The 25,648-nt window shown below is 64.2% G+C and carries 36 protein-coding genes; 8 read left to right on the forward strand and 28 right to left on the reverse strand.

The features are described from left to right. The first annotated feature begins 16 nt into the window (after positions 1-16). Complete coding sequence (locus AC6UUM_RS14265) at positions 17-2,308, forward strand: patatin-like protein (protein WP_500802927.1); 2,292 nt, start codon at positions 17-19, stop codon at positions 2,306-2,308. Here the strand turns inward: AC6UUM_RS14265 and AC6UUM_RS14270 are convergent, their stop codons facing one another. Continuing rightward, positions 2,309-3,049, reverse strand: a complete 741-nt coding sequence (locus tag AC6UUM_RS14270) for a hypothetical protein (RefSeq protein WP_500802928.1) — start codon at positions 3,047-3,049, stop codon at positions 2,309-2,311. It abuts the gene before it with no gap. Positions 3,050-3,105: 56 nt separating this feature from the next. On the opposite strand from AC6UUM_RS14270, the gene AC6UUM_RS14275 reads away from it, so the two are divergent. The 7 genes from AC6UUM_RS14275 to AC6UUM_RS14305 all read left to right on the forward strand — a co-directional run bounded on the left by AC6UUM_RS14275 (position 3,106) and on the right by AC6UUM_RS14305 (position 9,058). Further along, positions 3,106-3,492 carry a hypothetical protein gene (locus AC6UUM_RS14275; protein WP_500802929.1) on the forward strand — a complete coding sequence of 129 codons (387 nt, stop codon included), beginning with the start codon at positions 3,106-3,108 and terminating at the stop codon, positions 3,490-3,492. A gap of 115 nt (positions 3,493-3,607) precedes the next feature. Beyond that, entirely contained in the window at positions 3,608-4,168 is a 561-nt protein-coding gene (locus AC6UUM_RS14280; protein WP_500802930.1) for a F0F1 ATP synthase subunit delta, read from the forward strand. Positions 4,169-4,180: 12 nt separating this feature from the next. Continuing rightward, the gene (gene atpA / locus AC6UUM_RS14285) at positions 4,181-5,710 is read left to right on the forward strand and encodes a F0F1 ATP synthase subunit alpha (RefSeq protein ID WP_500802931.1); all 1,530 of its coding nucleotides are present in this window, start codon (positions 4,181-4,183) and stop codon (positions 5,708-5,710) included. Between the two features lie 10 nt (positions 5,711-5,720). Then, positions 5,721-6,602, forward strand: a complete 882-nt coding sequence (locus tag AC6UUM_RS14290) for a F0F1 ATP synthase subunit gamma (RefSeq protein WP_500802932.1) — start codon at positions 5,721-5,723, stop codon at positions 6,600-6,602. A 12-nt stretch (positions 6,603-6,614) separates the two neighbouring features. Next, positions 6,615-8,063 (forward strand): F0F1 ATP synthase subunit beta, encoded by a 1,449-nt coding sequence (gene atpD / locus AC6UUM_RS14295; RefSeq protein ID WP_500802933.1) that lies wholly within the window; start codon positions 6,615-6,617, stop codon positions 8,061-8,063. Between the two features lie 124 nt (positions 8,064-8,187). Further along, the gene (locus AC6UUM_RS14300) at positions 8,188-8,451 is read left to right on the forward strand and encodes an ATP synthase F1 subunit epsilon (protein ID WP_500802934.1); all 264 of its coding nucleotides are present in this window, start codon (positions 8,188-8,190) and stop codon (positions 8,449-8,451) included. 235 nt (positions 8,452-8,686) lie between these two features. Further along, complete coding sequence (locus AC6UUM_RS14305; RefSeq protein WP_500802935.1) at positions 8,687-9,058, forward strand: hypothetical protein; 372 nt, start codon at positions 8,687-8,689, stop codon at positions 9,056-9,058. A gap of 230 nt (positions 9,059-9,288) precedes the next feature. Here AC6UUM_RS14305 and AC6UUM_RS14310 read toward each other — a convergent pair whose 3' ends face one another. The 27 genes from AC6UUM_RS14310 to rplB all read right to left on the reverse strand — a co-directional run bounded on the left by AC6UUM_RS14310 (position 9,289) and on the right by rplB (position 25,636). Further along, positions 9,289-9,999: a DUF4136 domain-containing protein gene (locus AC6UUM_RS14310; protein WP_500802936.1), complete on the reverse strand. Its 711-nt coding sequence runs from the start codon at positions 9,997-9,999 to the stop codon at positions 9,289-9,291. Positions 10,000-10,112: 113 nt separating this feature from the next. Next, the gene (gene trpS / locus AC6UUM_RS14315; RefSeq protein ID WP_500802937.1) at positions 10,113-11,120 is read right to left on the reverse strand and encodes a tryptophan--tRNA ligase; all 1,008 of its coding nucleotides are present in this window, start codon (positions 11,118-11,120) and stop codon (positions 10,113-10,115) included. After that, positions 11,117-12,688 carry a murein biosynthesis integral membrane protein MurJ gene (murJ, locus tag AC6UUM_RS14320; protein ID WP_500802938.1) on the reverse strand — a complete coding sequence of 524 codons (1,572 nt, stop codon included), beginning with the start codon at positions 12,686-12,688 and terminating at the stop codon, positions 11,117-11,119. The genes trpS and murJ overlap by 4 nt, the downstream gene beginning before the upstream one ends. Before the next feature lie 84 nt (positions 12,689-12,772). Beyond that, the gene (gene secB, locus AC6UUM_RS14325) at positions 12,773-13,273 is read right to left on the reverse strand and encodes a protein-export chaperone SecB (RefSeq protein ID WP_500802939.1); all 501 of its coding nucleotides are present in this window, start codon (positions 13,271-13,273) and stop codon (positions 12,773-12,775) included. Positions 13,274-13,326: 53 nt separating this feature from the next. After that, positions 13,327-13,740 carry a 50S ribosomal protein L17 gene (rplQ, locus tag AC6UUM_RS14330; protein ID WP_500802940.1) on the reverse strand — a complete coding sequence of 138 codons (414 nt, stop codon included), beginning with the start codon at positions 13,738-13,740 and terminating at the stop codon, positions 13,327-13,329. A 113-nt stretch (positions 13,741-13,853) separates the two neighbouring features. Beyond that, entirely contained in the window at positions 13,854-14,903 is a 1,050-nt protein-coding gene (locus tag AC6UUM_RS14335; protein ID WP_500804982.1) for a DNA-directed RNA polymerase subunit alpha, read from the reverse strand. Between the two features lie 107 nt (positions 14,904-15,010). Next, positions 15,011-15,400, reverse strand: a complete 390-nt coding sequence (gene rpsK, locus AC6UUM_RS14340) for a 30S ribosomal protein S11 (protein WP_353199419.1) — start codon at positions 15,398-15,400, stop codon at positions 15,011-15,013. Between the two features lie 49 nt (positions 15,401-15,449). Further along, complete coding sequence (gene rpsM / locus AC6UUM_RS14345; protein WP_353199420.1) at positions 15,450-15,818, reverse strand: 30S ribosomal protein S13; 369 nt, start codon at positions 15,816-15,818, stop codon at positions 15,450-15,452. Positions 15,819-15,982: 164 nt separating this feature from the next. Continuing rightward, the gene (locus AC6UUM_RS14350) at positions 15,983-16,630 is read right to left on the reverse strand and encodes an adenylate kinase (RefSeq protein ID WP_500802941.1); all 648 of its coding nucleotides are present in this window, start codon (positions 16,628-16,630) and stop codon (positions 15,983-15,985) included. Beyond that, entirely contained in the window at positions 16,627-17,979 is a 1,353-nt protein-coding gene (gene secY / locus AC6UUM_RS14355) for a preprotein translocase subunit SecY (RefSeq protein ID WP_500802942.1), read from the reverse strand. Before secY ends, AC6UUM_RS14350 begins: the two co-directional genes overlap by 4 nt. Positions 17,980-18,089: 110 nt before the next feature. After that, complete coding sequence (rplO, locus tag AC6UUM_RS14360) at positions 18,090-18,632, reverse strand: 50S ribosomal protein L15 (RefSeq protein ID WP_500802943.1); 543 nt, start codon at positions 18,630-18,632, stop codon at positions 18,090-18,092. 43 nt (positions 18,633-18,675) lie between these two features. After that, complete coding sequence (gene rpmD / locus AC6UUM_RS14365) at positions 18,676-18,858, reverse strand: 50S ribosomal protein L30 (RefSeq protein WP_353199424.1); 183 nt, start codon at positions 18,856-18,858, stop codon at positions 18,676-18,678. A 23-nt stretch (positions 18,859-18,881) separates the two neighbouring features. Next, a complete protein-coding gene (gene rpsE / locus AC6UUM_RS14370) occupies positions 18,882-19,592 on the reverse strand; it encodes a 30S ribosomal protein S5 (protein WP_500802944.1) in 711 nt (236 codons plus the stop codon). Between the two features lies 1 nt (position 19,593). Next, a complete protein-coding gene (gene rplR, locus AC6UUM_RS14375; protein WP_353199426.1) occupies positions 19,594-19,947 on the reverse strand; it encodes a 50S ribosomal protein L18 in 354 nt (117 codons plus the stop codon). Continuing rightward, positions 19,944-20,477, reverse strand: a complete 534-nt coding sequence (gene rplF, locus AC6UUM_RS14380; RefSeq protein ID WP_353199427.1) for a 50S ribosomal protein L6 — start codon at positions 20,475-20,477, stop codon at positions 19,944-19,946. Before rplF ends, rplR begins: the two co-directional genes overlap by 4 nt. Before the next feature lies 1 nt (position 20,478). Then, on the reverse strand, positions 20,479-20,874 hold the full coding sequence (gene rpsH, locus AC6UUM_RS14385; protein WP_500802945.1) for a 30S ribosomal protein S8: 396 nt from the start codon (positions 20,872-20,874) through the stop codon (positions 20,479-20,481). A 10-nt stretch (positions 20,875-20,884) separates the two neighbouring features. Beyond that, the gene (gene rpsN, locus AC6UUM_RS14390) at positions 20,885-21,190 is read right to left on the reverse strand and encodes a 30S ribosomal protein S14 (protein ID WP_500802946.1); all 306 of its coding nucleotides are present in this window, start codon (positions 21,188-21,190) and stop codon (positions 20,885-20,887) included. A gap of 3 nt (positions 21,191-21,193) precedes the next feature. After that, positions 21,194-21,772, reverse strand: a complete 579-nt coding sequence (gene rplE, locus AC6UUM_RS14395; RefSeq protein ID WP_500802947.1) for a 50S ribosomal protein L5 — start codon at positions 21,770-21,772, stop codon at positions 21,194-21,196. After that, positions 21,765-22,085, reverse strand: coding sequence for a 50S ribosomal protein L24 (rplX, locus tag AC6UUM_RS14400; protein WP_500802948.1), 321 nt, complete (start codon positions 22,083-22,085; stop codon positions 21,765-21,767). Before rplX ends, rplE begins: the two co-directional genes overlap by 8 nt. After that, on the reverse strand, positions 22,085-22,453 hold the full coding sequence (gene rplN, locus AC6UUM_RS14405; protein ID WP_353199432.1) for a 50S ribosomal protein L14: 369 nt from the start codon (positions 22,451-22,453) through the stop codon (positions 22,085-22,087). Before rplN ends, rplX begins: the two co-directional genes overlap by 1 nt. 74 nt (positions 22,454-22,527) lie before the next feature. After that, positions 22,528-22,764, reverse strand: a complete 237-nt coding sequence (gene rpsQ / locus AC6UUM_RS14410; protein ID WP_353199433.1) for a 30S ribosomal protein S17 — start codon at positions 22,762-22,764, stop codon at positions 22,528-22,530. A gap of 3 nt (positions 22,765-22,767) precedes the next feature. Continuing rightward, a complete protein-coding gene (gene rpmC / locus AC6UUM_RS14415; protein WP_500802949.1) occupies positions 22,768-22,980 on the reverse strand; it encodes a 50S ribosomal protein L29 in 213 nt (70 codons plus the stop codon). Positions 22,981-22,985: 5 nt separating this feature from the next. Beyond that, positions 22,986-23,414 carry a 50S ribosomal protein L16 gene (gene rplP, locus AC6UUM_RS14420; protein ID WP_353199435.1) on the reverse strand — a complete coding sequence of 143 codons (429 nt, stop codon included), beginning with the start codon at positions 23,412-23,414 and terminating at the stop codon, positions 22,986-22,988. Between the two features lie 13 nt (positions 23,415-23,427). Further along, positions 23,428-24,123 carry a 30S ribosomal protein S3 gene (rpsC, locus tag AC6UUM_RS14425; RefSeq protein WP_500802950.1) on the reverse strand — a complete coding sequence of 232 codons (696 nt, stop codon included), beginning with the start codon at positions 24,121-24,123 and terminating at the stop codon, positions 23,428-23,430. After that, positions 24,123-24,512: a 50S ribosomal protein L22 gene (gene rplV, locus AC6UUM_RS14430; protein WP_353199437.1), complete on the reverse strand. Its 390-nt coding sequence runs from the start codon at positions 24,510-24,512 to the stop codon at positions 24,123-24,125. The genes rpsC and rplV overlap by 1 nt, the downstream gene beginning before the upstream one ends. After that, complete coding sequence (gene rpsS / locus AC6UUM_RS14435; RefSeq protein WP_500802951.1) at positions 24,512-24,787, reverse strand: 30S ribosomal protein S19; 276 nt, start codon at positions 24,785-24,787, stop codon at positions 24,512-24,514. Before rpsS ends, rplV begins: the two co-directional genes overlap by 1 nt. 6 nt (positions 24,788-24,793) lie before the next feature. Continuing rightward, entirely contained in the window at positions 24,794-25,636 is an 843-nt protein-coding gene (gene rplB / locus AC6UUM_RS14440) for a 50S ribosomal protein L2 (RefSeq protein ID WP_353199439.1), read from the reverse strand. Positions 25,637-25,648 lie beyond the last annotated feature (12 nt).

The raw sequence follows: 25,648 nt of genomic DNA on the forward strand, positions 1-25,648 counted from the left end.
AGGCAAAGGAGCATGCGTGCAAACCAAGGAACTGCGCCTCGCACTGGTCTGTTACGGCGGGGTCAGCCTGGCGGTGTATATGCACGGCCTCACCAAGGAGGTGTGGAAGCTCACCCGTGCCTCCATGCGCCGGCACGCGCCGGATGATGCCGACATGCCGCCCGCGTGCGACAGCGAAATTGTCTATCAGGCGCTGCTGGATGCCATCCCCGGCCTTGATCTCAGGGTAATCTGCGACATCGTCGCGGGCGCATCGGCCGGCGGCATCAATGGCGTGCTGCTGGCGCGCGCGCTGGTGGAGGGGCATGATCTGGATGCCATCCGCGCGCTGTGGCTGGACGGTGCCGACTCCGATGTGCTGCTCGATCCGGCGGCGGCGTCACGCAGCTTTTCCAAGCTGTGGGCGATCCCGTTGGTGTGGTGGGTGCGCCGGCGCGGGCTGGCAGCCGACGACATGGCCGAAGTAAAGGCCCATGCCGAGGTGAAGCGCAAACTCTCCCGCCTGATGCGCAGCCGTTGGTTCAAGCCGCCGTTTTCGGGCGCGGTATTTTCGGGGATGCTGGCCGATGCCTTCGCCGCCATGGCCGCCGGCACCCGCACGCCGCCGTTGCTGCCACGGCTGCATCCGTTCGATCTGTTCGTCACCGTCACCGATTATCATGGCGCGCCGCAGCGGCTGCGACTGAACAGCCCGCTGGAAGTCATCGAGCCCGAACATCGCCTGGTGATCGGCTTGTCCTGCCCCGGCGACGGCGCGGAGCGGCATCTGGGCGAAACCGGCGAGCTGGTGTTGGCCGCCCGCGCCACCGCCAGCTTCCCCGGCGCCTTCCCGCCGGCGCGCGTTGCCGAAATCGATGCGGTGCTGGCGGCGCGCGGCCTGGAATGGCCGGGGCGCGCGGAATTTCTGGCCCGCAATTTCCCCGGCCGCCGCGATCCGGCGCTGGTCGATCTCATCGATGGCGCCGTGCTCGACAATCGGCCGTTCGGCCCGGCGCTGGCGGCGCTGCCCGGCCGCCCGGCACACCGCGAGGTCGATCGCCGCTTTGTCTATCTCGATCCCAAGCCGGGCATGCATGATCCCGGTCCAGACGGTGATCAGCCGCCGGGATTTTTCGCCACCATATTGCGCAGCCTGGCCGATATCCCGCGCCAGCAACCCATTCGCGACAGCCTGAGCGCCATCGAAGCCATATCGGTGCGCGCCCGCCGCCTGCGCCACATCGTGATCGGCATGATCCCGCAGGTCGATCTGGCCATCGATGCCGCCATCGGCATGCGCCTGTTGCTGTTTTCACCCACCATCAACCGGCTGGCCGATTGGCGCAGCCGCATGAACGGCGAAGCGGCACGGGCTGCCGGCTTTGCCTATGGCGCCTATGGCCGGCTGAAATTCGCCACCGTGATGGAACGGCTGGCCGACCAGATCGCCAAGGCTGGCGACATCGACGAGGCGCGGGTGCGCAGGGCGCTGTGGCGCCATGTGCGGGCCGCCGGTATCGTCGAACCCGAACAGACGTTGGGCAAGGCCGGGCCGGCATCGGCACATGTGCTGTTCCTGCGCCAGTTTGATCTGGATTTTCGTATCCGCCGCCTGCGGTTCCTGATCCGCCGGGTCAACATGGCGATGGCCGGCGCTGATGAGCGCACCGCCGACGCGCTGGGCACGGTGAAGGCCGGAATCTACGCCATATTGGGCCCGCATGTGACCCGCGGCGGCGTCAGCCGGCTCGATGCCGCCACCCGCGCCGCCTGTGCCGGTGCGATCGATGATCCGGCAGCGGCCTTGGCGGCGATGGCGGTGGCGCTCGATCTGAAGGCGCTGGACGACAGCAGCGATGCCGCGCTGGTCGCCTTGCTCAGCACCGGGCTGCCCCGCAAGCTGCGGCGCGAGGCGCTGGCGGCCTATCTGGGCTTTGCCTTCTTCGATATTGCCATCCTGCCGCTGATCGCCGAAGGCGGCGGCGATGAGCTCGACGAAATCAAGGTCGATCGCGTGTCTCCCGATGATTGCATGGCGCTGGCCAGCGTCGGCGGCCGCCAGCTGAAAGGCGCGCAGTTCAAGGCGTTCGGGGCGTTTTTCTGCCGCGCCTACCGCGAACATGATTATCTTTGGGGCCGCCTGCACGGCGCCGAGCGCATGATCGATCTGGTGGTCTCCAGCCTGCCCGAAGCCGCGCGGCCCACCCCCGAAACGCTGGCCGGCATCCGCCGCGCCGCGTTTCGCGCCATCACCGCCACCGAACGCCCGCACCTGCACGGCATCGACGACACCTTCGCGGCGCTGGAGGCCGCGCTGGGCCCGGAATGATCATTCCGCCGGCTGGGCCTTCGCGGCCGGTTTATACGCCCGCAGATAATGGATGATGATGGCCATGCCGCCCATGCTGGGGATCGCCCAGATCGCCGGGTTGAAGGCGTGGGTGGGGAACATCTCGATCAGGCCCACCGACAGGAACGCCGTGTAGGCCGCGATGCCGGTGGCGACCATCGCCTTGAAATGTTCGGGGATATACGCGCGAGCCGCCGGGGAGGCTGAGAAGATGTAGCGGAAATAGGTGATGGTAGTGCCGAAACCGAGCAGCGACACCATCACCATCAGGATCGGTTCCATCACCGGGCCATTGCGGTTCAACAGGTACGCCCCGTGCACCAGGCAAATGCCGGCCGCGATCATCGTGGTACCCTGCACCATCAGCATGGACCAATGCCGATTCGCCCCATGATCGCGCCGGTTGGCCACCATCACCAGGCCATAGCGCGTCATCGAGACGGCCAGCAGCCCCAGATAGACCATCATCGTGCCGAACATGCCGCGATACAGCACCGCGTCGGTCAGCTGCGGGTGCATCGCCAGCGGCCACACCAACGACAGCGCGCCCATACCCAGCGCCTGGGCCGCCGCCGTATAGATCGCCGCCGAAAACACGAAGCCCCAACGCCGATGCGCCGGGCCACCCTTGCGCGTCACCACCGCCCCCCAGAAACTGGTGAGCGCCACCACGCCGGCACCGACGTGAATGGCGAGGAAGATATGGAACAGCCAGGGCATTGGTAACAACGGTAATGCCGTGCCGGCCCAGCGGCAATATGTGCTACACGCCGGGCATGACAGCGCTCATCACCGGCCTGCGCTATTTCGCTGGCGTGTTTGTCATCGCGTTTGCGCTTGGCACGGTCCGCACCTTGTGGTTGGCGCCGTTGGTGGGCGCGGTCACGGCGGTGGCAATTGAAACGCCGATCATTTTGGCGGTCAGTTGGTGGTGGTGTGGCCGGCTGCTCGCCCGGCAGCCGCTCGGGCTGGCCGGCCGGGCGGTGATGGGGGGCAGCGCCTTTGTGTGGCTGATGCTGGCGGAGTTCGGCCTGGCGCTGGCGTTCGGGCGGGCGCCGGCGGTGTATCTGGCAAGCTTTGCTACCCCGGCCGGGATGCTCGGGCTGGCCGGTCAACTGGCATTTGCCGCCATGCCGTTGCTGGTGAGGCGCCAAACCACCTGACGCGGCCCATATGCTGCCTTGCAACATGCCAAGGCCAATGCTAACCGCGCCGCATCATCGGCGGGGTCACCTGCCGTGCCCTTTGTCACATGCCGATACAAGCGGGGCCAAAGCCTTGGACGCACAGATTTCCTCAAGCGTGGCCACCGGCCTTTCCGGGCGCTATGCGCGCGCGCTTTTTGCACTTGCCATCGAAGGCAAAGCGCTGGGCGCGGTCGAAGCCAGCCTGGCGTCGCTCACCGAGGCCTTGGCCGAATCGGCTGATCTGGCGGCGTTGGTCGGCAGCCCGGTGGTCGGGCGCGGCGCGGCCGGTGCGGCGGTGGCCGGTGTCGCCGAAGGGCTGAACATCGATGGGCTGACCAAGAATTTTCTCGGCGTGCTCGCCGCCAATCGCCGGCTGGGCCTGCTGCCGGCGATCATCCGCGATTTTGCCGCGCTGAATGCCGCGCGCAAGGGCGAAGTGACTGCCGATGTCACGGCCGCGCACACGCTGACCGGCACGCAGCGTGACGCGCTGGCTGCCAAGCTGAAGGCCGGCATCGGCCGCAACGTGGCGCTCAACATCACCGTCGATCCGGCAATCCTGGGCGGGCTGGTCGTCCGCGTCGGCAGCCGCATGATTGATTCTTCGATTCGCACCCGGCTCGACATGCTCGGCCAGGCGCTGAAGGCTTAAAAGGGACCTGACATGGACATCAACGCCGCCGAAATCTCGCGGATCATCAAGGATCAGATCGCCAATTTCGGCACCGAGGCGCAAGTCTCGGAAGTCGGCCAGGTGCTGAGCGTCGGCGACGGCATCGCCCGCGTGCATGGGCTGGACAACGTCCAGGCCGGTGAAATGGTCGAATTTCCCGGCGGCATCCAGGGCATGGCGCTCAATCTGGAAACCGACAATGTCGGCGTCGTGATCTTCGGGTCGGACAGCCAGATCAAGGAAGGCGACACCGTCAAGCGCACCGGCACCATCGTTGATGTGCCGGTCGGCAAGGGTTTGCTCGGCCGCGTCGTTGATGGCCTGGGCAATCCGATCGATGGCAAGGGCCCAATCGTGGCCGCCGAACGCCGCCGCGTGGAAGTCAAGGCGCCGGGCATCATCCCGCGCAAGAGCGTGCACGAACCGATGCAGACCGGCCTGAAGGCGCTCGACGCCCTCGTCCCCGTCGGCCGTGGCCAGCGCGAACTGATCATCGGCGATCGCCAGACCGGCAAGACCGCCGTCGCCATCGACACGTTCATCAACCAGAAGACAGTGAACGCCGGCGACGATGAGTCCAAGAAGCTCTATTGCATCTATGTCGCCGTCGGCCAGAAGCGTTCGACCGTGGCGCAGATCGTGCGCGCGCTGGAAGAAAATGGCGCAATGGAATATTCGATTGTGGTCGCCGCGACCGCGTCCGAACCCGCCCCGCTGCAGTTCCTGGCGCCCTACACCGGCTGCACCATGGGCGAATATTTCCGCGACAACGGCATGCACGCCGTGATCGTGTATGACGATCTGTCCAAGCAGGCCGTGGCCTATCGCCAGATGTCGCTGCTGCTGCGCCGCCCGCCGGGCCGCGAAGCCTATCCGGGTGACGTGTTCTACCTGCACAGCCGCCTGCTGGAGCGCGCTGCCAAGATGAACGATGCGCTGGGTACCGGCTCACTGACCGCGCTGCCGATCATCGAGACGCAGGCCGGTGACGTGTCCGCGTACATCCCGACCAACGTGATTTCGATCACCGACGGCCAGATCTTCCTGGAAACCGAACTCTTCTATCAGGGCGTGCGCCCGGCCATCAACGTCGGCCTTTCGGTGTCGCGCGTCGGTTCCGCCGCGCAGACCAAGGCGATGAAGAAGGTGGCAGGCAGCATCAAGCTGGAGCTGGCCCAGTATCGCGAAATGGCCGCCTTCGCGCAGTTCGGCTCCGATCTCGATGCCTCCACGCAAAAGCTGCTGAACCGCGGCAAGCGCCTGACCGAACTGCTGAAGCAGGACCAGTTCAAGCCGATGCCGTTCGAAGAGCAGGTCGTCAGCATCTTTGCCGGCGTCAACGGCTTCCTCGACACGGTGGATGCCAATGCCGTGACGCGCTTCGAAGCCTCGCTCTTGAGCCACATCAAGTCGGCCCACGCCGATGTGCTGACCGACATCCGCACGAAGAAGGATCTGAGCCCGGACACCGTCGCCAAGCTGAAGGACGTCATCGGCGCCTTCGCCAAGACCTTCGCCTGAACGACGCCCGATGCCCAGCTTGAAAGCCCTGAAGGTCCGCATCACTTCGGTGAAGTCGACCCAGAAGATCACCAAGGCGATGAAGATGGTCGCCGCGGCCAAGCTGCGCCGTGCCCAGGAAGCCGCCGAAGCCGCGCGCCCCTATTCGGAGCGGATGGCGGCGGTGATGGCCTCGTTGGCCAGCCGCGTCACGGTTGGCCCGGAATCGCCGAAGCTGCTGGCTGGCACCGGCAAGGATCAGGTGCATCTGCTGGTGGTCTGCTCGTCGGAGCGCGGCTTGGCTGGCGGCTTCAACGGCAACATCGCCAAGCTGGCGCGCCGCACCATGGATGAGCTGCTGGCCGAGGGCAAAACCGTCAAGCTGATGTTTGTCGGCAAGAAGGCCCGCGCGCCGTTCGCCCGCACCCACAAGGAGCTCATCATCGACACGGTCGACATGACCCATGTGAAGACGCTGGCCTTCACCGATGCCAAGTCCGTGTCGGAAGATGTCGTGCGCCGTTATGAAGCCGGCGAATTCGACGTCGCGCATCTGTTCTTCTCGACCTTCCGCTCCGCGCTGGTGCAGACGCCGACGCGGTTGCAGATCATCCCGGCCGCGCTGCCTGCGCTTGGCGATGCCCAGTCGGGCGCCGATGCCTCGGTGGAGTATGAGCCGGACGAGGAAGCCATCTTGGCCGATCTGCTGCCGAAGAATCTCGCCGTGCAGATCTTCCGCGCGCTGCTGGAAAATGCCGCATCCGAACAGGGCAGCCGCATGACCGCCATGGACAGCGCCACCCGCAACGCCGGCGACATGATCAACCGCCTCACCATCACCTACAACCGCACGAGACAGGCCGCGATCACCAAGGAATTGATCGAGATCATCTCGGGCGCCGAAGCGCTTTAAGGAGCACGCCACATGGCCAATACCACCAACAATGTCGGGCGCATCAGCCAGGTCATCGGCGCCGTTGTCGACGTGACCTTCGAAGGCGAACTGCCGTCGATCCTGTCCGCGCTGGAAACCCGCATCGGCGATCGCCGCCTGGTGCTGGAAGTCGCGCAGCATCTGGGTGAGAACGCCGTGCGCACCATCGCCATGGACGCCACCGACGGCCTCGTCCGCGGCCAGGAAGTCACCGACACCGGCAGCCAGATCCGCGTGCCGGTGGGCCCGGCCACGCTCGGCCGCATCATGAACGTCATCGGCGAACCGATCGACGAGCGCGGCCCGATCGATCAGACCAACACCGCCCCGATCCACGCCCAGGCGCCGGACTTCGTCGATCAGTCGACCGAAGCCGCTATTCTGGTCACCGGCATCAAGGTCATCGATCTGCTGGCGCCCTATGCCAAGGGCGGCAAGATTGGTCTGTTCGGCGGCGCCGGCGTCGGCAAGACCGTGCTGATCCAGGAACTGATCAACAACATCGCCAAGGGCCACGGCGGCACCAGCGTGTTCGCCGGCGTGGGGGAACGCACCCGCGAAGGCAATGATCTTTATTATGAATTCCTCGATGCCGGCGTCATCGCCAAGGATGCCGACGGCAATGCCATTTCCGAAGGTTCCAAGGTGGCGCTGGTCTATGGCCAGATGAACGAGCCGCCCGGCGCCCGCGCCCGCGTTGCGCTTTCGGGCCTGACCATCGCCGAATATTTCCGCGATGTCGAAGGCCAGGACGTGCTGTTCTTCGTGGACAATATCTTCCGCTTCACCCAGGCCGGTTCCGAAGTGTCCGCCCTGCTGGGCCGCATCCCGTCCGCCGTGGGCTATCAGCCGACGCTGGCCACCGACATGGGCCAGTTGCAGGAGCGCATCACCTCCACCAACAAGGGTTCGATCACCTCGGTGCAGGCGATCTACGTGCCCGCCGACGATCTCACCGATCCGGCGCCGGCCACCTCGTTCGCCCACCTCGACGCCACCACCGTGCTCAGCCGCGCGATTTCGGAACTCGGCATCTATCCGGCGGTCGATCCGCTCGATTCGACCAGCCGCGTGCTGTCCCCGCGCGTTGTCGGCGAAGAACATTATGGCGTCGCCCGTTCGGTGCAGGAAGTGCTGCAGAAGTACAAGTCGCTGCAGGACATCATCGCCATTCTCGGCATGGACGAGCTGTCGGAAGAGGATAAGCTCACCGTCAGCCGCGCCCGCAAGATCCAGCGCTTCCTGAGCCAGCCGTTCCACGTCGCCGAAATCTTCACCGGTTCGCCCGGCGTGCTGGTGGCGGTGGAAGACACGATCAAAGGCTTCAAGGCGATCGTTGCCGGCGAATATGATCATCTGCCGGAAGCCGCCTTCTACATGGTCGGCACCATCGAAGACGCGGTGGCCAAGGCCAAGCGCCTGGCAGCAGACGCGGCGTAACGCAAACTGCCCTCCCCTTCAGGGGAGGGGCTGGGGGTGGGGAATGGCGTAGCGGGACTCCGTTCTTGACGGCAAGTCCCCACCCCCGACCCCTCCCCTGAAGGGGAGGGGAGAAGAGGAAAAAATGGCAGACCTTCTCGATTTCGAACTCGTCTCCCCGGAACGGCGCATTGCCAAGGCCAAGGTGGCCATGGTGGTGGTGCCCGGCAGTGAAGGCGATTTCGGCGTGCTGCCCGGCCACGCGCCGATGATGAGCACCATCCGCCCCGGCACCATCGAAGTCTATGCCACCGAAGGCAGCGCCCCCACCGAGCGTTATGAGATCGAGGGCGGCTTTGCCGAAGTGACGCCGCAGGGCCTGACCATCCTCGCCGAAAAGATCGGCTGATCCCTCCGGTTCAGCCGCCAGACAGGCGGCCACGCGCAACGTTGTCCACGCGATTGCCGGTTCCCCCGGCCGGCAAAACCGCCTAATCTTGTGCGGTTACATGTTGCTGGAGCCCGATGCGATGCGCCCCCTGCCTGCCCTGATTGCGCTGTTGGTTGCCGTGCCGGCTCCATCCCTGCCAGCTTTTTCCCAGCCGACCCCGGCTAACCCAACCACTGCGCCGCCGCGGCCCAGCATGCTGAAGCCCGCCGATATTCCGGCTGGCGATGGCAGCCAGCCGCGCCAGCGCATGGTGACGGTGTTCGGCAACGAGGCCTGCCCCAAACCAAACTCGCCCGATGAAGTCGTGGTGTGCGCCCGCCTGCCCGAAGCGGAAATCTATCGTATCCCGGAACGCCTGCGCCGCGCCGAAACCCGCACCAGCGTGCTCACCTCAAACCGGTCATTGTTGCTCGGCGATGGCGCGGGCGGTGCCGGCAACAGCATCGGCAGTTGCAGCGCGGTCGGGCCGGCCGGCTTCACCGGTTGCGATCGTCGCCAAGTCGAAGCCTGGGCACAGGATCGCACCAACCGCATGGGCTACAGCGAGCCGACTCCGCCGCAGTAGGCTGGTCAAACGCCCTCCCCCTTGCGGGGAGGGCGACTCGGCGCCAGCCGAGCGGGGTGGGGGTTCCCGCCCTGGGTGATCGCTGGCGCAACCCCCACCCCGCTCGCGCCAAGGGGCGCGAGTCGCCCTCCCTGCAAGGGGGAGGGAGCCAAAGTGCTTGGGCCAATAAAGCGCAAGAAAAAGGGCGCCCCGGTTGCCCGGAGCGCCCCTTCAATATCCAACGCGAAACCTCAGCGCATCGGCTTGACCGTCGGCGTTACACCCGGCTTGGCCGGATCGAAGCGCACCGTTACCGTTTCACCGCTGTTGCCGGGGAAATTGGTGAAGATCGCCGTCACCAGATTGGGCACCAGCTTGGTCAGATTGTTGCTGTTGCTCACCGTTTCGGCGCGGCCTTCAAACACGCTGCGCTTGTCGGCATTGCGGTTGATGCGCAGGGCTACCACGGCATTGTAGGTGGTCACCGAATAGACATCGTTGTTCCAGCCGCCACCCCAGCCGCCGAAACCGCCGCCGAAACCGCCAAAGCCGGCACCCCAATAAGGGCCCCAACCGCCCCAGCCGCCGCCCCAGCCACCGAAGCCGCCGCCCCAGCCGGGGCCACCCCAGCCGCCGAAACCAATGCCCGGCCGGGTGCGCACCTTCTCACGCGGTGCGGTGACATTGTAATCAAGCTGCACAGTCAGCGCCGCCGCATCAGGGCTGGCCGCCTCCTGATAGCCGGCACTCACCAGTTTCTGGCGGACCAGATTGGCATAGGTGGCAAATTCCAGGCCGCCTTCATTGGCCTTGTCGCGCGCTTCGATGACGAAGCTGTTGCCCGCCGGCGCCGGCAGCTGCTGGAACCGCGCCACGCGCGCTTCAAATGGCGCCACGCAGGCGCTCAGCGCCAGCGCGGCCAGCAGCGGGGTGAGATGACGGGGGGAGAAGCGGATGTTCATCTGGGTTGACCCTAGTCAAGCGGGTGGGGATAAGGTGATGGCGATGCTTATGCGCCTTCCATGCCACAACGCAACTTACCGCCACATGAACGACAAGTAATATTGCCGCAGCGTCAGGCGGTGAAGCCCACCGCCCGGTGCACATCGGCCAGCACCGGTTCAGCGATCGCCCGCGCCCGATCAGCACCACGCGCGCAAATGGCTTCGATGGCGCTGGCATCATCCTTCAGTGCGTTGAAGCGCGCGGTGATCGGCGCCAGTTTCGCCACCATGATATCGGCTAACGCCGGCTTGAACGCGCCAAAGCCCTGGCCGCCATGATCGGCCAGCACCTGGGCGATGCTGCGGTCGGTCAGCGCCGCCATCAGGTTGACCAGATTGGTCGCCTCTGGCCGCCCCGCCAACCCGGCCGGTTCCGACGGCAAGGCTTCCGGATCGGTCTTGGCACGCTTGATCTTGGCGGCGATGGTGTCGGCATCGTCGGTCAGATTGATGCGGCTCTGATCGCTGGGATCGCTTTTCGACATCTTGGCGCTGCCGTCACGCAGCGACATCACCCGAGTCGCCGGGCCTTCGATCACCGGTTCGGGCGGCGGAAACAGCTCCCCGCCAAAACTGGGCCCGAAATCATTGTTGAACTTGATGGCGATGTCGCGCGCCAGCTCCAGATGCTGCTTCTGGTCTTCGCCCACCGGCACATGGGTGGCGCGATAGGCGAGAATATCGGCCGCTTGCAGCACCGGATAAGTATAAAGGCCGACCGAGGCGCCTTCCCGATCCTTGCCGCTCTTTTCCTTGAACTGGGTCATGCGGTTGAGCCAACCGACCCGCGCCGTGCACATCAACACCCAGGCCAGCTCGGCATGCACGCGCACCCGGCTCTGTGGAAACAGGATGCAGCGTTCCGGATCGAGACCGGCCGCGATCAGCGCCGCCACCATTTCGTGAATGCCGCGGCGCAGCGTTGCCGGATCCTGCGCCACGGTGATGGCATGCAGATCGACAACGCTGAAGATGCATTCGGATTCATCCTGCATGCGCACCCAATTGCGAATGGCGCCCAGATAATTGCCCAGATGCAGATTGCCGGTAGGCTGGATGCCCGAAAAAACCCGTTTCATTTGCGCTTCCGTCTCAATTGCGCGGCGAGGCCTGACAAGGTGAACAGGCCCAGTGCCCGCGCGGCCCCCAGATAGGCCAAGCCACCCATGCCAAGCAACAGCGCCAGTGCCAGGATGCGCATTGGCACCGCCGCATCATGAACCGCAAAGGCCGCCATCCCCTGCTGCGCCCCCGCAAGCACAGCCAGCATCGCCGCGGTCGCGAGCACAAGCCGCGGCAGGCTCCGCCGCGCCCGTTCATCCAGCGCGAAATGCCCACGCCGCGCCAGCAGCCACCATAGCGCCCCGGCATTGCCCCAGGCTGCGATCGCCGTGCCCAACGCAATGCCGACATGGCCCAGCGGCCACACCAGTACCAGATTGGCGGTCAGATTGACCAGCATTGCCCCCAGCGCCACCCGAACCGGCGTGCGCGTGTCGCTGCGCGCATGAAAGCCAGGTGTGAGCACCTTGATCAGCACATAGGCTGGCAGGCCGAGCGCAAACGTCGCCAGCGCTGCCGCCGTCTGCTGCGTATCCACAGCGGTGAAGGCGCCGTGCTGGAACAAGACGGCGATGATCGGCGCAGCGACCAGCGCCAGGCCAGCAGCGGCCGGCAGCGTGAGCAGCAGCACCAGTTCGATCGCGCGATTCTGCTGCGCCAGCGCCGCACTGGCTTCGCCGGCCGCGAGCAACCGCGACATCGCCGGCAGCAGCGCGGTGCCCACCCCAATGCCGATGATGCCCAGGGGCAGTTGATTCAGCCGATCGGCATAATAAAGCCAGCTCACCGCGCCTTCGCCCAGGAATCGCGCCGCCAGCGCCGTGGAGATCACCAGGTTGATCTGCACCGCCCCTGCTCCCAATGCCGCCGGCAGGATCAGCCGCAGCAGAGTCTTCACCTCTGGCGTCAGTCTTGGCAGGCGCAGCCGCAGGGCGAAGCCAGCGCGCTGACACGACCACATCAGCCAGATCAGCTGCGCGACGCCGCCCAGGGTGACGCAGACTGCCTGTACGCCGGCCACCGCCACGGCATCGCTGCCGGCGGACCAGAACAGGCCGGCAATCAGCACGAGATTGAGCAGGATGGGCGCCGCGGCATTGACCGCGAAGCGGCCGACGGCGTTGAGCAAGCCGCCAAGGAGCGACACGATGCTGATCAGCATCAGATAGGGGAAGGTCAGCCGGGTGAAGTGCACGGTGAGCGCGAATTTTTCCGGCGCGGCATCGGGGAAACCACCCGTAAGCGCCCACACCACCGGCGCAGTGCCCACCACCATCACCACAGTGAACAGCAACAGGAACGGCAGCAGCACCGCCAGCACCGCCTCGGCAAAGCGGCGCGCGGCATCAAGGCCGCCGTTCTCGGCGCCCATCCGTTGATTGAGCATGGGCACGAACGCCGCGGCCAGGGCGCCTTCGGCAAACAGGGCGCGGAACAGATTGGGCAGGCGCTGGGCGATCAGGAAGGCATCGGCGGCGAGGCCGGCGCCGAGCAACGTCGCCTGCAACACATCGCGCACGAAGCCGGCGATGCGGGAGAGCAAGGTGAAGCTGCCGATGGTGGCGGAGGCGCGGACGAGACTCATCCGATTATCGCGCAAAACAAGGCGAAGCACCCCTCACCCCGCTCGCCTACGGCGAGTCGCCCTCTCCCGCAAGGGGAGAGGATATTATGCGTTACCGATCTGGCCGTTGCCGCCCTGCTGCGCCAGATACAGCGCGCCGAAATCGATCGGATCGAGCATCAGCGGCGGGAAGCCGCCGTCGCGCACGGCATCGGCAATGATGCGGCGGGCGAACGGAAACAGGATGCGCGGCGCTTCGATGATGCAGAACGGCTCCAGCGCTTCTTCCGGCACATTCTGCAGGCCGAACAGGCCGGCGTAGAGCAGATCGACCAGGAAGGTCGCGGTGCCATCGACATCGGCCTTGGCGGTGATCTTCAGCTCGACTTCGAAGACATTGTCGGCGGCCTTGCGGGCATTGACGCCGACATTCACATCGATGCGCGGCTGGCCGGCCATCTGCAGGCTGTTCGGCGCGTTCGGATTTTCGAACGACAGATCCTTCACATACTGCGTGATGATCGAAACCTGCGGCAACGGCTCATCAAAGCTGGCCTGGTCAAAGCCATTTTCAGGCGATGCGCCCAGATCGATTTCGTCGGTCATGCTGGCGGTTCCTTCTGGCAAATACGCTGGTGCGGGCTTTAGCGGCCTACAGCTTAGTCGTCGTCACCAAATAACTGCACCGGGCCCGAATCCTGGCCCTTGGCGTCCACATTGCGATCGACGAACTCGATGATCGCCATCGGCGTGGCATCGGAACGGCGCACGCCGGCCTTGACGACGCGGATATAGCCGCCTTCACGATTGGCATAGCGGGCAGCCAGTTCATCGAACAACTTGGCCAGCTGTGCTTCATCGCCCAGGCGCGCCAGCGCCAGGCGGCGGTTGGACAGGCCACCATGCTTGGCCAGCGTCACCAGCTTTTCAATGTAGGGGCGCAGTTCCTTGGCCTTGGGCAGCGTGGTCTTGATCTGCTCGTGCTTGATCAGGCTGGCCGACATGTTGCGCAGCATCGCGATACGATGCGCGCTGGTACGGCCGAGTTTACGATGGGCAACGCCGTGGCGCATGGGTCTTCTCCGTTCGTATCGGGGCCGTATCAGGCACCCCGATCCAGGCTGATGATGGGGTCAGCCAGACACCCCGTATGAAATATGGCCGCCCGTCGTCGGGCGGCCAAAGATCAGAACTCTTGTTCCAGCTTCTTGGCCATTTCCTCGATATTCTCGGGCGGCCAACCAGCGATTTCCATGCCAAGGCGCAGACCCATCTGGGACAGGACTTCCTTGATCTCGTTCAGCGACTTGCGGCCGAAGTTCGGCGTGCGCAGCATCTCGCTCTCGGTCTTCTGCACCAGATCGCCGATGTAGATGATATTGTCGTTCTTCAGGCAATTGGCCGAACGCACCGACAATTCCAGCTCATCGACCTTCTTCAGCAGATAGCGGTTGATGCTGGCGCTGTCGTCCACTTCAACCACGCTGCCGGTGGTGGCGTGCGCAACCGGCGCGGCCACGGCGGCATCTTCGAAGTTGACGAACAATTGCAGCTGATCCTGCAGGATCTTGGCGCCATAGGCCAGCGCATCGTCCGGCGACAGGCTGCCATCGGTTTCCACCGTGATGGTCAACTTGTCATAATCCAGTTCCTGGCCAACGCGGGTGTTATCCACCTTGTAGCTGACCTGGCGCACCGGCGAATAAAGCGCATCCACCGGCACCAAGCCGATCGGCGCATCGGCCGGACGGTTGGCGCTGGCCGGCACATAGCCCTTGCCGGTTTCCACCGTCAGTTCCATGTTGAGCGTGGCGCCTTCATCGAGCGTGCAGATGACCAGACCCTTGTTCATCACTTCCATGTCGCCGGTGACGGCGATCTGGCCAGCGGTGACCGGGCCGGGGCCGGTGGCGTTCAGATAAACGCGCTTGGCCTGGTCGCCCGCCATGCGGATCGCCACCTGCTTGATGTTCAGCACGATGTCGGTCACGTCTTCGCGAACGCCGGTCAGGCTGGAAAATTCGTGCAGCACGCCATCGATCTTGATGGCGGTGACCGCAGCACCCTGCAGCGACGACAGCAGCACTCGGCGCAGGGCATTGCCCAGCGTCAGGCCAAAGCCACGCTCCAGCGGTTCGGCCACGAAGGCCGACTTGTGCTTGCCGTCGCCCGTCGCGCGCTGTTCCAGGCGGTTGGGCTTCTTGAGTTCAGTCCAGTTCTTGGCGATGACTGCCACAGTGTTCACCTCGGTCTTGGAAGGAGCGGGTCGTCACCCGCTCGTCCCGTTATACGTTTGGTATGGAACGCAAGCGCCGTCGGGGCCCCGGCGCCAGGGCAGATGATTCAGACGCGGCGGCGCTTGGGGGGGCGCACGCCGTTGTGCGGGATCGGCGTCACGTCGCGGATCGCCGTGATGGTGAAGCCCACCGCCTGCAACGCCCGCAAAGCCGACTCGCGCCCTGACCCGGGGCCGCGCACTTCCACTTCCAGCGTGCGAACGCCGTGTTCGGCGGCCTTCTTGCCGGCATCTTCGGCAGCCATCTGCGCCGCGAACGGCGTCGATTTGCGGCTGCCCTTGAACCCACATGTGCCAGCCGACGACCAAGCAATGGCATTGCCCTGCGCATCGGTGATGGTGATCATGGTGTTGTTGAAGCTGGCGTTGACATGGGCCACGCCGCTGGTGATGTTCTTGCGCTCCCGGCGCTTGATGCGTGCTACTTCGCGAGCCATTTCGAATTTCCCTTAAAGCCTGTGGTGAAGAAGAGCGGCGATGACGCGCTTACTTCTTCTTGCCGGCGATCGGCTTGGCCTTGCCCTTGCGGGTGCGGGCGTTGGTGTGCGTGCGCTGGCCGCGGACCGGCAGGCCCTTGCGATGGCGCAGGCCGCGATAGCAGGCCAGATCCATCAACCGCTTGATGTTCATCGAATTCTGACGGCGAAGGTCCCCTTCGACGGTCAGTTCGCGATCGATCTTTTCGCGGATCAGCAGGATCTCGGCATCCGTCAGTTCCTGCACCCGACGTTCCGGCGGAAAGCCGAGTTCGGATGCCAGGCGGCTGGCAGTGGTACGGCCAATGCCGTGAATATAGGTCAAGGCGATTTCAACGCGCTTGTTGGTCGGGATGTTAACACCCGCAATACGTGCCACAGATTGATCCTTTCATGCTCCACGGCGGTTCGGGGCAGGGAACCACCATCTCAAAGCAGCGTGCCGACCACCCAAGCGGGCCGCCGGTTCACGTCCGTCCATGCGGAAGCGAGCGGGTTAGGCAGGAGTCGCGCATTTGTCAAGCCTGATGTCAGGCCGCAACGTCACGCATCCACGATGGCGTCGATGCTGGCCGCCACAGCGTCCATGCTGGCCATGCCGTCCACGCGGGCAACGATGCCGCGGGCTGAATAATGCGGGATGATCGGTGCCGTCTTGGCACGATATTCGGCCATGCGCTGACGCACCGTGCCTTCATTATCGTCAGACCGGCGCTTGAAATCGCTCGAGCCACAGACATCGCACACGCCATCGGCGGCCGGCAGCTTGTACCGGTCATGATAGCCTTCGCCGCACTTGGCGCAGGTGAAACGGCCAGTGACGCGATCGACCAGCACATCTTCGTCCACCACCAGCTCGATGACATGATCGAGGGTGAGGCCCTTGGCGGCCAGCATTGCATCGAGCGCATCGGCCTGCACATCGGTGCGCGGGTAGCCATCGAGAATGAAGCCGGCGCGTGCGTCCGGCTGGTCCAGGCGTTCGGACAGGATGCCGTTGACGATCTCGTCGGAGACCAACCCGCCGCTTTCCATCACCGCCTTGGCCGCCAATCCGACCGGCGTGCCGGCGGAAACGGCGGCGCGCAACATGTCACCCGTGGACAACTGGACCATGCCGCGCTCTTTGACGAGGCGACTGGCCTGGGTGCCCTTGCCCGCTCCCGGCGGACCCAGCAAGATCAAATTCAACGGCGATTCCCCCTGAGTTTGGACTTCTTGATGAGTCCCTCATATTGATGGGCCAACATGTGGCTTTGAATTTGCGCCACCGTGTCCATCGTCACGTTCACCACGATCAGCAGCGAGGTGCCACCGAAATAGAAAGGCACCTTGAGCTCGCTGATCAGGAATTCCGGCAGCAGGCAGATCAGCGTCAGATAGGCGGCGCCGATCACCGTCAGGCGGGTGAGCACATAATCAAGATAATCCGCCGTGCGCGCCCCAGGGCGGATGCCGGGCACGAAGCCGCCGTACTTCTTGAGATTCTCCGCGGTTTCCTCCGGGTTGAACACCACGGCGGTGTAAAAGAAGCTGAAGAAGATGATGCCGGCGGCATAGAGGAACATGTACAGCGGCGCGCCATGTTGCAGCGCCGTCGTCACCGTCGTCAGCCATTCCGGCATCGAGCCCTGCTGGCTGAAGAACTGCGCCACCGACAGCGGCATCAGCAGCAGCGAGCTGGCAAAGATCGGCGGGATGACGCCGGCGGTGTTGATCTTCAACGGCAGGTGGCTGCTGTCGCCCTGGAAGGTGCGGTTGCCGGTTTGCCGCTTGGGATACTGGATCAGGATCTTGCGCTGCGCGCGTTCCATCAGGCAGATGCCGGCGATGGTTGCCAGGGCCAGCACGGCAACCAGGAACACGAAGCCGACCGATAGCGCGCCGGAGCGGCCCTGTTCGAACATGGTGCCCAACGCGATCGGCAGCTGCGCGACGATGCCGGCCATGATGATCAGCGAAATGCCGTTGCCGATGCCGCGGCTGGTGATCTGTTCGCCCAGCCACATCAGGAACATGGTGCCGCCAAGCAACGAGATGACGATCGAAACGCGGAAGAACCAGCCCGGATCGAGCACGGCCGACGCGCCGCTGCCGGCGCCCCAGCTTTCGAGGCCGACGGCGATGCCATAGCCCTGCACGATGGTGAGGAACACGGTGCCGTAGCGCGTGTACTGATTCAACGTCTTGCGACCCGATTCACCTTCCTTTTTCAGGGAGACGAAGCTGGGGATCAGCGAGGTGAGCAACTGCACCACGATCGAGGCGGTGATGTAGGGCGTTACACCGAGCGCAATCAGGCTCATGCGCTCCAGGGCGCCACCCGAAAACATGTTGAAGAAATCCAGCACGCCGCCGCGCGTCTGGTTGAACAGGCTGGACAGCGCCAGCGGATCGATGCCGGGCAGCGGCACGAAGCTGATCAGACGGAACACCACCAGCGCGCCGAGCGTGAACCAGATGCGGTTCTTCAGCTCGGTGGCCTTGGAGAAATTGGCGAACGAGAGGTTCGCGGACATTTGTTCGGCGGCTGACGCCATGGCACATTACCCGATCATGCTGGTCCAAAACGGCAAAGCGCCGCGTGCCCGTTCCATGTAGGCGACACGCGGCGCAATTGCCATGGGGTCCATCGACCCGAATGCAAAGCTTACTTGCCGGCTGCTTTTGCAGCGCGGGCAACGGCGCGCGCAGCCTTCTGCTCATCCTTGGTCAGCGGCTCCGGCGCAGGCGGCGGCACTTCAATGCTGCCACCGGCGGCTTCGACAGCGGCCTTGGCGGTGGCCGAAGCCCCCGCCAGCTTGAGACTGACCTTGGCCGTCAGCGTGCCGACGCCAAGCAGGCGCACACCGTCGCGGGCATGGGTGATGACACCGCCATCGACCAGTGCCTGGGCATCGATCAGCTGGCTGGCATCGATGCGACCGGCATCAATCGCCGATTGCAGCGTGCCCAGATTGAGCACGGCATAATCCTTGCGGAAGATATTGTTGAAGCCACGCTTCGGGATGCGCATGTGCAGCGGCATCTGGCCGCCTTCAAAGCCCTTGATGGCCACGCCCGAACGGCTGGTCTGGCCCTTCTGGCCGCGACCGGCAGTCTTGCCCACGCCGGAGCCGATGCCGCGGCCGACGCGCACGCGCCTCTTGCGGGCGCCAGGATTGTCGTGAAGGTCGCTGAGTTTCGTCGTCATGTAATGCACTCGCTTTCGCTTACGCGCTGGGATTGGGTGGCAGTTACGCCAGTTCTTCGACCTTCAGCAGATGCGCCACGCGCTTGATCATGCCGCGGATTTCCGGCGTGTCGGTGTGCTCGCGCGACCGATGCATCTTGTTGAGGCCCAGGCCGATCAGGTTCTTTTCCTGAACCGGCGTGCGGCGGATCGGTGAACCGATCTGGGTGACTTTCACTTTGGCCATGGTGTTGTTCCTCAAGCCCCTGCTCAGGCAATTGCTTCAGCGTCAGCTTCGGCCGTCTTGACCGAACCATCGCCGCGCCGTGCCAGCAGATCCACCACCTTCTTGCCGCGGCGCTGGGCCACGCTCTTCGGGCTGACCTGGCCGGACAGCGCCGCAAACGTGGCGCGGATCATGTTGTACGGGTTGTTGGTGCCGACCGACTTGGTGACCACGTCGGCCACGCCCAGCGATTCGAACACGGCACGCATCGGACCACCGGCGATGATGCCGGTGCCCTGCGTCGCCGAGCGCACATAGACCTTGCCGGCGCCGAAATGGCCATAGCCATCATGGTGCAGGGTGCGGCCATCGCGCAGCGACACGCGGATCATCGCCTTCTTGGCAGCCGCAGTCGCCTTGGCGATGGCTTCCGGTACTTCGCGCGCCTTGCCATGGCCGAAACCGACCCGGCCCTTGCCATCACCCACGACGACCAGCGCTGCAAAGCCAAAGCGCTTGCCGCCCTTGACGGTCTTCGACACGCGGTTGATGTGCACGAGCTTTTCGATCAGCTCTTCGCCCGGCGGTTCCCCATTATTGTCACGGCCGCGCTTGTTGCGATCGTTCGGGCCACCACGGCGATCACCGCCGCCACGGCCACGATTGTCACCGCCACCCGGGCCGCGACCACGATTACCGCGACCGCGGTTTTCGGCTTCCGGCGCTGCGCCGGTCACTTCGATTTCATCAGCCATTTCAGAACTCCAGCCCGCCTTCGCGGGCGCCATCGGCCAGGGCTTTCACGCGGCCATGGAACAGGAAACCGCCACGATCGAACACCACGGCCGACACACCGGCCGCCTTGGCCCGCTCGGCCAGGCGCTTGCCCACGTCGGCAGCAGCAGCCATCGTCGCACCAGACACGTCGCGCACATCCTTTTCCAGGCTCGATGCGGCGGCAAGGGTGATGCCCTTGTCGTCGTCGATGACCTGCGCATAGATATGCTGCGAGGAGCGATGGATCGACAGACGCGGCCGACCACCGCTCTTGAGGCGGATGGCGGTGCGCACCCGGCGCCGGCGCTGGTTGAAGGGGGTGAGCTTGCTCATTTCTTCTTCCCTTCCTTGCGGAAGATAAACTCGCCGCGATACTTGATGCCCTTGCCCTTGTAGGGCTCCGGCTTGCGCCAGCGGCGGATTTCGGCGGCGACCTGGCCAACACGCTGCTTGTCTGACCCGCTGATTTCCACCGTGGTCTGATCCGGCGTCTTGATGGTGATGCCTTCGGGGATGGCGAAATCGACATCATGGCTGTAGCCAAGCTGCAATTTCAGGTTCGCCCCCTGCACCGACGCACGATAGCCGACGCCGGTGATCAGCAGCACCTTGGTGAAGCCCTCGGTAACACCAGTCACCAGGTTGGACACCAATGTGCGCTGCATGCCCCAGAAGGCACGGGCGCGCTTGGTGTCACTGGCCGGCTGCACGGCGATCAGGCCGGCATCGATGGTGTAGCTGATGTCGTCGACCAGCGGCATCGACATCTCGCCCTTGGGACCCTTCACCGACAGGATACGGTCGTTGATGGTGGCGGTGACGCCGGCCGGAATGGCAACGGCCTTTTTTCCGATGCGCGACATATCAGAACACCTGGCAGAGGATTTCGCCGCCGACGTTCTTGTCGCGCGCTTCCGCGTCCGACAGAACGCCCTGGGGCGTCGAAACGATGACAATGCCCAGCCCGTTGCGCACGCGCGGCAGCTCGGTGGCACCGCTGTAAACGCGGCGGCCGGGCTTCGAAACGCGGGCAACATGCTGGATGGCGGGACGACCTTCGAAATATTTCAGGTCGATGCGCAGATTCTGGTGCACGCCATCGAGCACCGAAGAATAGCCGCGAATATAGCCTTCGCGCTGGAGCACATCCAGCACACGGGCCCGCAAACGCGACGCGGGGGTGAGAATCGAATCCTTGCGGGCCTGCTGGCCGTTGCGGATCCGGGTGAGCATGTCGCCCAGAGGATCAGACATTGACATGGGTCTATCCTTACCAGCTCGACTTGGTCACACCGGGGATCAGGCCCTTGTTGGCCAGTTCCCGCAGCATGATGCGCGAAAGCTTGAACTTGCGGTAATAGGCGCGCGGGCGCCCGGTGAGTTCGCAACGGTTGCGCACCCGGGTCGGGTTCGCGTTGCGCGGCAGTTCCGCCATCTTCAGGCGCGCCATCAAGCGTTCCTCATCGGGACGGCTCTTGTCGGCGGCAATCGCCTTCAGCACGGCATATTTGCCGGCATACTTCACCACGAGCGCCTTGCGGTTCTCGTTCTTGTTGATCATCGACAGCTTTGCCATGGTTCAGGCCGCCTGCTTTTCAAGAGTGTAGCCAATGAACGGGAACCCGAAGAGCGCGAGCAGCGCACGCGCTTCCTCGTCGGTCTTCGCGGTGGTCGTCACGATGATGTCCATGCCGCGGATCTTCTCGATCCGGTCATAGTTGATTTCCGGGAAAATCAGCTGTTCCTTGATCCCGCAGGCATAGTTGCCCCGACCATCGAACGACTTGGCAGACAGGCCGCGGAAATCGCGAACGCGCGGCAGTGCAATCGTGACAAAACGGTCCAAGAAGTCATACATACGATCGCGGCGCAGCGTGACCTTGCAGCCGATCGGCATGCCTTCACGCAGCTTGAACTGCGCAACCGACTTCTTGGCGCGGCAGATCACCGGGCGCTGCCCTGCGATCAGCGCCATTTCACCGGCGGCCTGCTCGACCTTCTTCTTGTCCTGCGTGGCTTCGCCAACGCCCATGTTGAGCACGATCTTGTCGATGCGCGGCACTTCCATGACGTTCTTGTAGCCGAACAGCTCGGTCATCTTCGCGCGGATGCTGTCGTTATACAGCGTCTGCATGCGCGGTGTGGGATTATCAGCCATCGATCCGGGCTCCCGACTTCTTGGCGACGCGCACCTTCTTGCCGTCGATCATTTCGAAACCGACGCGGGTCGGCTGACCCGTGGTCGGGTCCTTGATCGCCACCTTGCAGGCCGCCATCGGCGCTTCGACGCGCTCGATGCCGCCGTTGGGGTTTGATTGCGAAGGCTTGTTGTGGCGGGTGATCAGGTTGACGCCCGACACCACCAGCTTGCCATCACGCGGCAGGTTGCGCGTCACGGTACCTTCCTTGCCCTTGTCCTTGCCGGACAGGACGATGACCGTGTCACCCTTCTTGATCTTTGCAGCACTCATTACAGCACCTCCGGCGCCAGGCTGATGATCTTCATATGGCCCGACGCGCGCAGTTCGCGCACCACGGGGCCAAAGATACGGGTGCCGATCGGCTCCTCGTTCTTGTTGATCAACACGGCAGCATTGCTGTCGAAACGGATCACCGAGCCATCGGCGCGGCGGATGTCCTTGGCGGTGCGCACCACGACAGCGCGATGCACATCACCCTTCTTCACCTTGCCCTTGGGCTGCGCTTCCTTCACCGACACGACAATGATGTCGCCCACGCCGGCAAAGCGACGCTTGGAGCCGCCCAGGACCTTGATGCACATCACCCGCTTGGCGCCACTATTGTCCGCCACATCGAGGTTCGTCTGCATCTGGATCATGTTTTCGATCCCTCACTCATAAGTCTGCCGATTCCGACCGGCAGACGCCTCTTGAAAATCCCGAAAGGGCTGGCTCAGCCAACCTTCTCAAGTACGGTCCACGTCTTCAGCTTGGACATCGGGGCACATTCTTCGATGCGCACCGTGTCACCGGCCTTGATCACATTGCCCTCATCGTGGGCGTGATACTTCTTCGAGCGACGGATGATCTTGCCATACACCGGGTGCGCAACCTTGCGCTCCACCAGCACGACGACCGTCTTGTCACCCTTGTCGGACACCACGGTGCCCTGCAATACACGTTTCGGCATCTCTTATGCTCCTGCCTGCACGGCCTTGCGGCCTGATTGCAGGGTCTTGATGCGAGCGATGGTGCGGCGCACTTCGCGCACCCGGCCCGGCCGCTCCAGCTGGCCGGTGGCCGCCTGGAACCGCAGGTTGAACTGCTCGCGCTTCAGCTCCGCGAGCCGGGTGGCGAGTTGATCGTCGGATGCAATCTTCAGATCAGCGAAAATCTTGTTACCCATGGCTCTCAATCCTGGCCGGTCGGTTCGCCGAGGCGGACCACCATCTTGGTCTTGATCGGCAGCTTGGCTGCCGCGCGCTCGAAGGCGCCGGCGGCCACATCGTGCGGCACGCCATCAAGCTCGAACATGATGCGGCCCGGCTTGACGCGGGCAACCCAATATTCGGGCGACCCCTTGCCGGAACCCATGCGGACTTCGGCGGGCTTCGACGACACCGGCAGATCCGGGAAGATGCGAATCCACAAGCGGCCCTGGCGCTTGATGTGACGCGAAATCGCGCGGCGGGCCGCTTCGATCTGACGAGCGGTGATCCGCTCCGGTTCCATCGCCTTCAGGCCGAAGGCGCCGAAATTCAACGCGGTACCGCCCTTGGCCGTGCCATGGATGCGGCCCTTGAAGGCCTTGCGGAACTTTGTGCGCTTTGGGGACAACATGTCTGACTACTCCTCAGCGCGCCGGACGGACGCCAGAGGTCTGGGCTTCCATCATCAGGCGATCCTGGGCCATCGGATCGTGGCCAAGGATTTCACCCTTGAAAATCCAAACCTTCACGCCGCACACGCCATAGGCGGTATGGGCCTGGTGCTCGGCATAATCGACGTTGCCGCGCAGGGTGTGCAACGGCACCCGGCCTTCGCGATACCATTCGATGCGGGCGATTTCGGCACCGCCCAGACGACCCGAGCAGGTGATCTTGATGCCTTCGGCGCCCAGACGCAGCGCCGATTGCACGGCGCGCTTCATGGCGCGACGGAAGGCAATGCGGCGCTCCAGCTGATCGGCAACACCGGCAGCCACCAGCTTGGCATCGATTTCCGGCTTGCGGATTTCGACGATGTTCAAGCTGACATCGCTGCGGGTCATCTGGCCGATCTGCTTCTTCAGCTTCTCGATGTCAGCGCCCTTCTTGCCGATGATAACACCGGGGCGGGCCGCAAAGATCGACACACGGGCCAACTTGGCCGGGCGCTCGATCACGACCTTGGAAATGGCGGCCTGGGCGTGGTGCTTCAGGATGAACTCGCGGATGCGCAGATCTTCCAGCAGCAAATTGCCATATTCCTGGCCCTTGGCGAACCAGCGGCTGTCCCAGGTGCGGTTGATCTGCAGGCGCAGACCAATGGGGGAAGTCTTGTGACCCATTATTCGGCGCTCCCGCTTTCGTCCATCTCGCGCACCACAACGCGCAGGCGGCTGAACGGCTTGGTGATCGATGCGGCGCGACCGCGGGCACGCGGGGTAAACCGCTTCATGCTGATCGCCTTGCCGACGCTGGCTTCCTTCACATAAAGCGCATCGACATCGAGGTTATGGTTGTTTTCGGCGTTGGCGACGGCCGAAGCCAACACCTTGCGCACATCAACCGCCATCGCCTTGCTGGAGAAGGTGAGGATGTTGAGCGCGTCGGCAGCCTTGCGGCCCCGGATCAGGCCGGCAACCAGGTTCAGCTTGTAGGCGGACCCACGGATGGTGGTGGCAATGGCCAGCGCCTCGCGGTCGCCAACCTTGCGGGGGGACTTGGGCTTGGACATCAGCGCTTGCCCTTCTTGTCAGCAGCGTGGCCGGGGAAGAAGCGCGTCGGCGCAAATTCGCCAAGCTTCATGCCGACCATGTCTTCATTGACCATGACCGGGATGTGCTTCTTGCCGTTGTAGACGCTGAAGGTCAGGCCCACGAACTGCGGCAGGATGGTGGAACGGCGCGACCAGGTCTTGATCGGCGCACGCGCCCCCGAAGCCTGCGCGGTTTCGGCCTTTTTCAGCAATGACAGGTCCACGAAGGGACCCTTCCAGACGGAGCGGCTCATGCGCGCTTACCTCTTCTTCTTGGCGTGGCGCGACCGGATGATCATGTGATCCGTCGCCTTGTTCGAACGCGTCTTCATGCCCTTGGTCGGCTTGCCCCATGGCGTCACTGGGTGACGACCACCGGACGTGCGACCTTCACCACCACCATGCGGGTGATCGACCGGGTTCTTGGCCACACCGCGGGTCAGCGGACGATAGCCCAGCCAACGATTGCGACCGGCCTTGCCGAGGTTCTGGTTGCTGTTGTCGGGGTTCGACACCGCGCCCACCGTCGCCATGCATTCGGAACGGACATAGCGCTGCTCACCGCTGTTCAGGCGGATGATCACCATGCCCTTGTCGCGGCCGACAACCTGCACAAAGGTTCCGGCAGCGCGGGCCATCTGGCCACCCTTGCCGGGCTTCAGCTCGACATTGTGAACAATGGTGCCAACCGGCATCTGGCCGATTTCCATGGCATTGCCCGGCTTCACGTCAACCTTCTTGCCGGCGATCACGCTGTCGCCAACGTTCAGGCGCTGCGGCGCGATGATATAGGCCTGGGTGCCTTCCTTGTCGGCGTACTTTACCAGGGCGATGAACGCCGAACGGTTGGGGTCATATTCCAGCCGTTCCACGGTCGCGGCGACGTCCCACAGGCGGCGCTTGAAATCGACGACGCGATACAGGCGCTTGTGACCGCCACCAATGCCGCGCGCGGTGGCGTGGCCCTTGTTGTTGCGGCCGCCGGTCTTCTTCAGACCTTCGGTGAGAGTCTTCAGCGGCCGGCCCTTGAACAGCGCCGAACGGTCAACCAGGATCAGGCCGCGTTGGCCCGGGCTGGTCGGATTATAGCTCTTGAGTGCCATTGCTCTGTTCCC

The organism is Sandarakinorhabdus sp. (assembly GCF_987265915.1).

Coding starts and splice junctions, on each gene's coding strand:
- rplF (WP_353199427.1), bottom strand. CDS start 20,477: ATGTCGCGCATCGGAAAAAAGGCCGTTGCCATTCCGGCCGGCGTCACC.
- AC6UUM_RS14305 (WP_500802935.1), top strand. CDS start 8,687: ATGCTGAAGCCCGCCGATATTCCGGCTGGCGATGGCAGCCAGCCGCGC.
- rplN (WP_353199432.1), bottom strand. CDS start 22,453: ATGATCCAGATGCAGACGAACCTCGATGTGGCGGACAATAGTGGCGCC.
- rplO (WP_500802943.1), bottom strand. CDS start 18,632: ATGACGACGAAACTCAGCGACCTTCACGACAATCCTGGCGCCCGCAAG.
- rplP (WP_353199435.1), bottom strand. CDS start 23,414: ATGTTGTCCCCAAAGCGCACAAAGTTCCGCAAGGCCTTCAAGGGCCGC.
- atpD (WP_500802933.1), top strand. CDS start 6,615: ATGGCCAATACCACCAACAATGTCGGGCGCATCAGCCAGGTCATCGGC.
- rpsQ (WP_353199433.1), bottom strand. CDS start 22,764: ATGCCGAAACGTGTATTGCAGGGCACCGTGGTGTCCGACAAGGGTGAC.
- trpS (WP_500802937.1), bottom strand. CDS start 11,120: ATGAAACGGGTTTTTTCGGGCATCCAGCCTACCGGCAATCTGCATCTG.
- rpsH (WP_500802945.1), bottom strand. CDS start 20,874: ATGTCAATGTCTGATCCTCTGGGCGACATGCTCACCCGGATCCGCAAC.
- rpsC (WP_500802950.1), bottom strand. CDS start 24,123: ATGGGTCACAAGACTTCCCCCATTGGTCTGCGCCTGCAGATCAACCGC.
- secY (WP_500802942.1), bottom strand. CDS start 17,979: ATGGCGTCAGCCGCCGAACAAATGTCCGCGAACCTCTCGTTCGCCAAT.
- rpmC (WP_500802949.1), bottom strand. CDS start 22,980: ATGGGTAACAAGATTTTCGCTGATCTGAAGATTGCATCCGACGATCAA.
- rplV (WP_353199437.1), bottom strand. CDS start 24,512: ATGTCCAAGCCCAAGTCCCCCCGCAAGGTTGGCGACCGCGAGGCGCTG.
- atpA (WP_500802931.1), top strand. CDS start 4,181: ATGGACATCAACGCCGCCGAAATCTCGCGGATCATCAAGGATCAGATC.
- AC6UUM_RS14275 (WP_500802929.1), top strand. CDS start 3,106: ATGACAGCGCTCATCACCGGCCTGCGCTATTTCGCTGGCGTGTTTGTC.
- murJ (WP_500802938.1), bottom strand. CDS start 12,688: ATGAGTCTCGTCCGCGCCTCCGCCACCATCGGCAGCTTCACCTTGCTC.
- rpsN (WP_500802946.1), bottom strand. CDS start 21,190: ATGGCAAAGCTGTCGATGATCAACAAGAACGAGAACCGCAAGGCGCTC.
- AC6UUM_RS14310 (WP_500802936.1), bottom strand. CDS start 9,999: ATGAACATCCGCTTCTCCCCCCGTCATCTCACCCCGCTGCTGGCCGCG.
- AC6UUM_RS14300 (WP_500802934.1), top strand. CDS start 8,188: ATGGCAGACCTTCTCGATTTCGAACTCGTCTCCCCGGAACGGCGCATT.
- rplX (WP_500802948.1), bottom strand. CDS start 22,085: ATGAGTGCTGCAAAGATCAAGAAGGGTGACACGGTCATCGTCCTGTCC.
- rplR (WP_353199426.1), bottom strand. CDS start 19,947: ATGAGCAAGCTCACCCCCTTCAACCAGCGCCGGCGCCGGGTGCGCACC.
- secB (WP_500802939.1), bottom strand. CDS start 13,273: ATGACCGACGAAATCGATCTGGGCGCATCGCCTGAAAATGGCTTTGAC.
- rpsS (WP_500802951.1), bottom strand. CDS start 24,787: ATGAGCCGCTCCGTCTGGAAGGGTCCCTTCGTGGACCTGTCATTGCTG.
- rpmD (WP_353199424.1), bottom strand. CDS start 18,858: ATGGCCAAAGTGAAAGTCACCCAGATCGGTTCACCGATCCGCCGCACG.
- rplB (WP_353199439.1), bottom strand. CDS start 25,636: ATGGCACTCAAGAGCTATAATCCGACCAGCCCGGGCCAACGCGGCCTG.
- AC6UUM_RS14290 (WP_500802932.1), top strand. CDS start 5,721: ATGCCCAGCTTGAAAGCCCTGAAGGTCCGCATCACTTCGGTGAAGTCG.
- AC6UUM_RS14270 (WP_500802928.1), bottom strand. CDS start 3,049: ATGCCCTGGCTGTTCCATATCTTCCTCGCCATTCACGTCGGTGCCGGC.
- rpsK (WP_353199419.1), bottom strand. CDS start 15,400: ATGGCTCGCGAAGTAGCACGCATCAAGCGCCGGGAGCGCAAGAACATC.
- rplQ (WP_500802940.1), bottom strand. CDS start 13,740: ATGCGCCACGGCGTTGCCCATCGTAAACTCGGCCGTACCAGCGCGCAT.
- rplE (WP_500802947.1), bottom strand. CDS start 21,772: ATGGCTGATAATCCCACACCGCGCATGCAGACGCTGTATAACGACAGC.
- rpsE (WP_500802944.1), bottom strand. CDS start 19,592: ATGGCTGATGAAATCGAAGTGACCGGCGCAGCGCCGGAAGCCGAAAAC.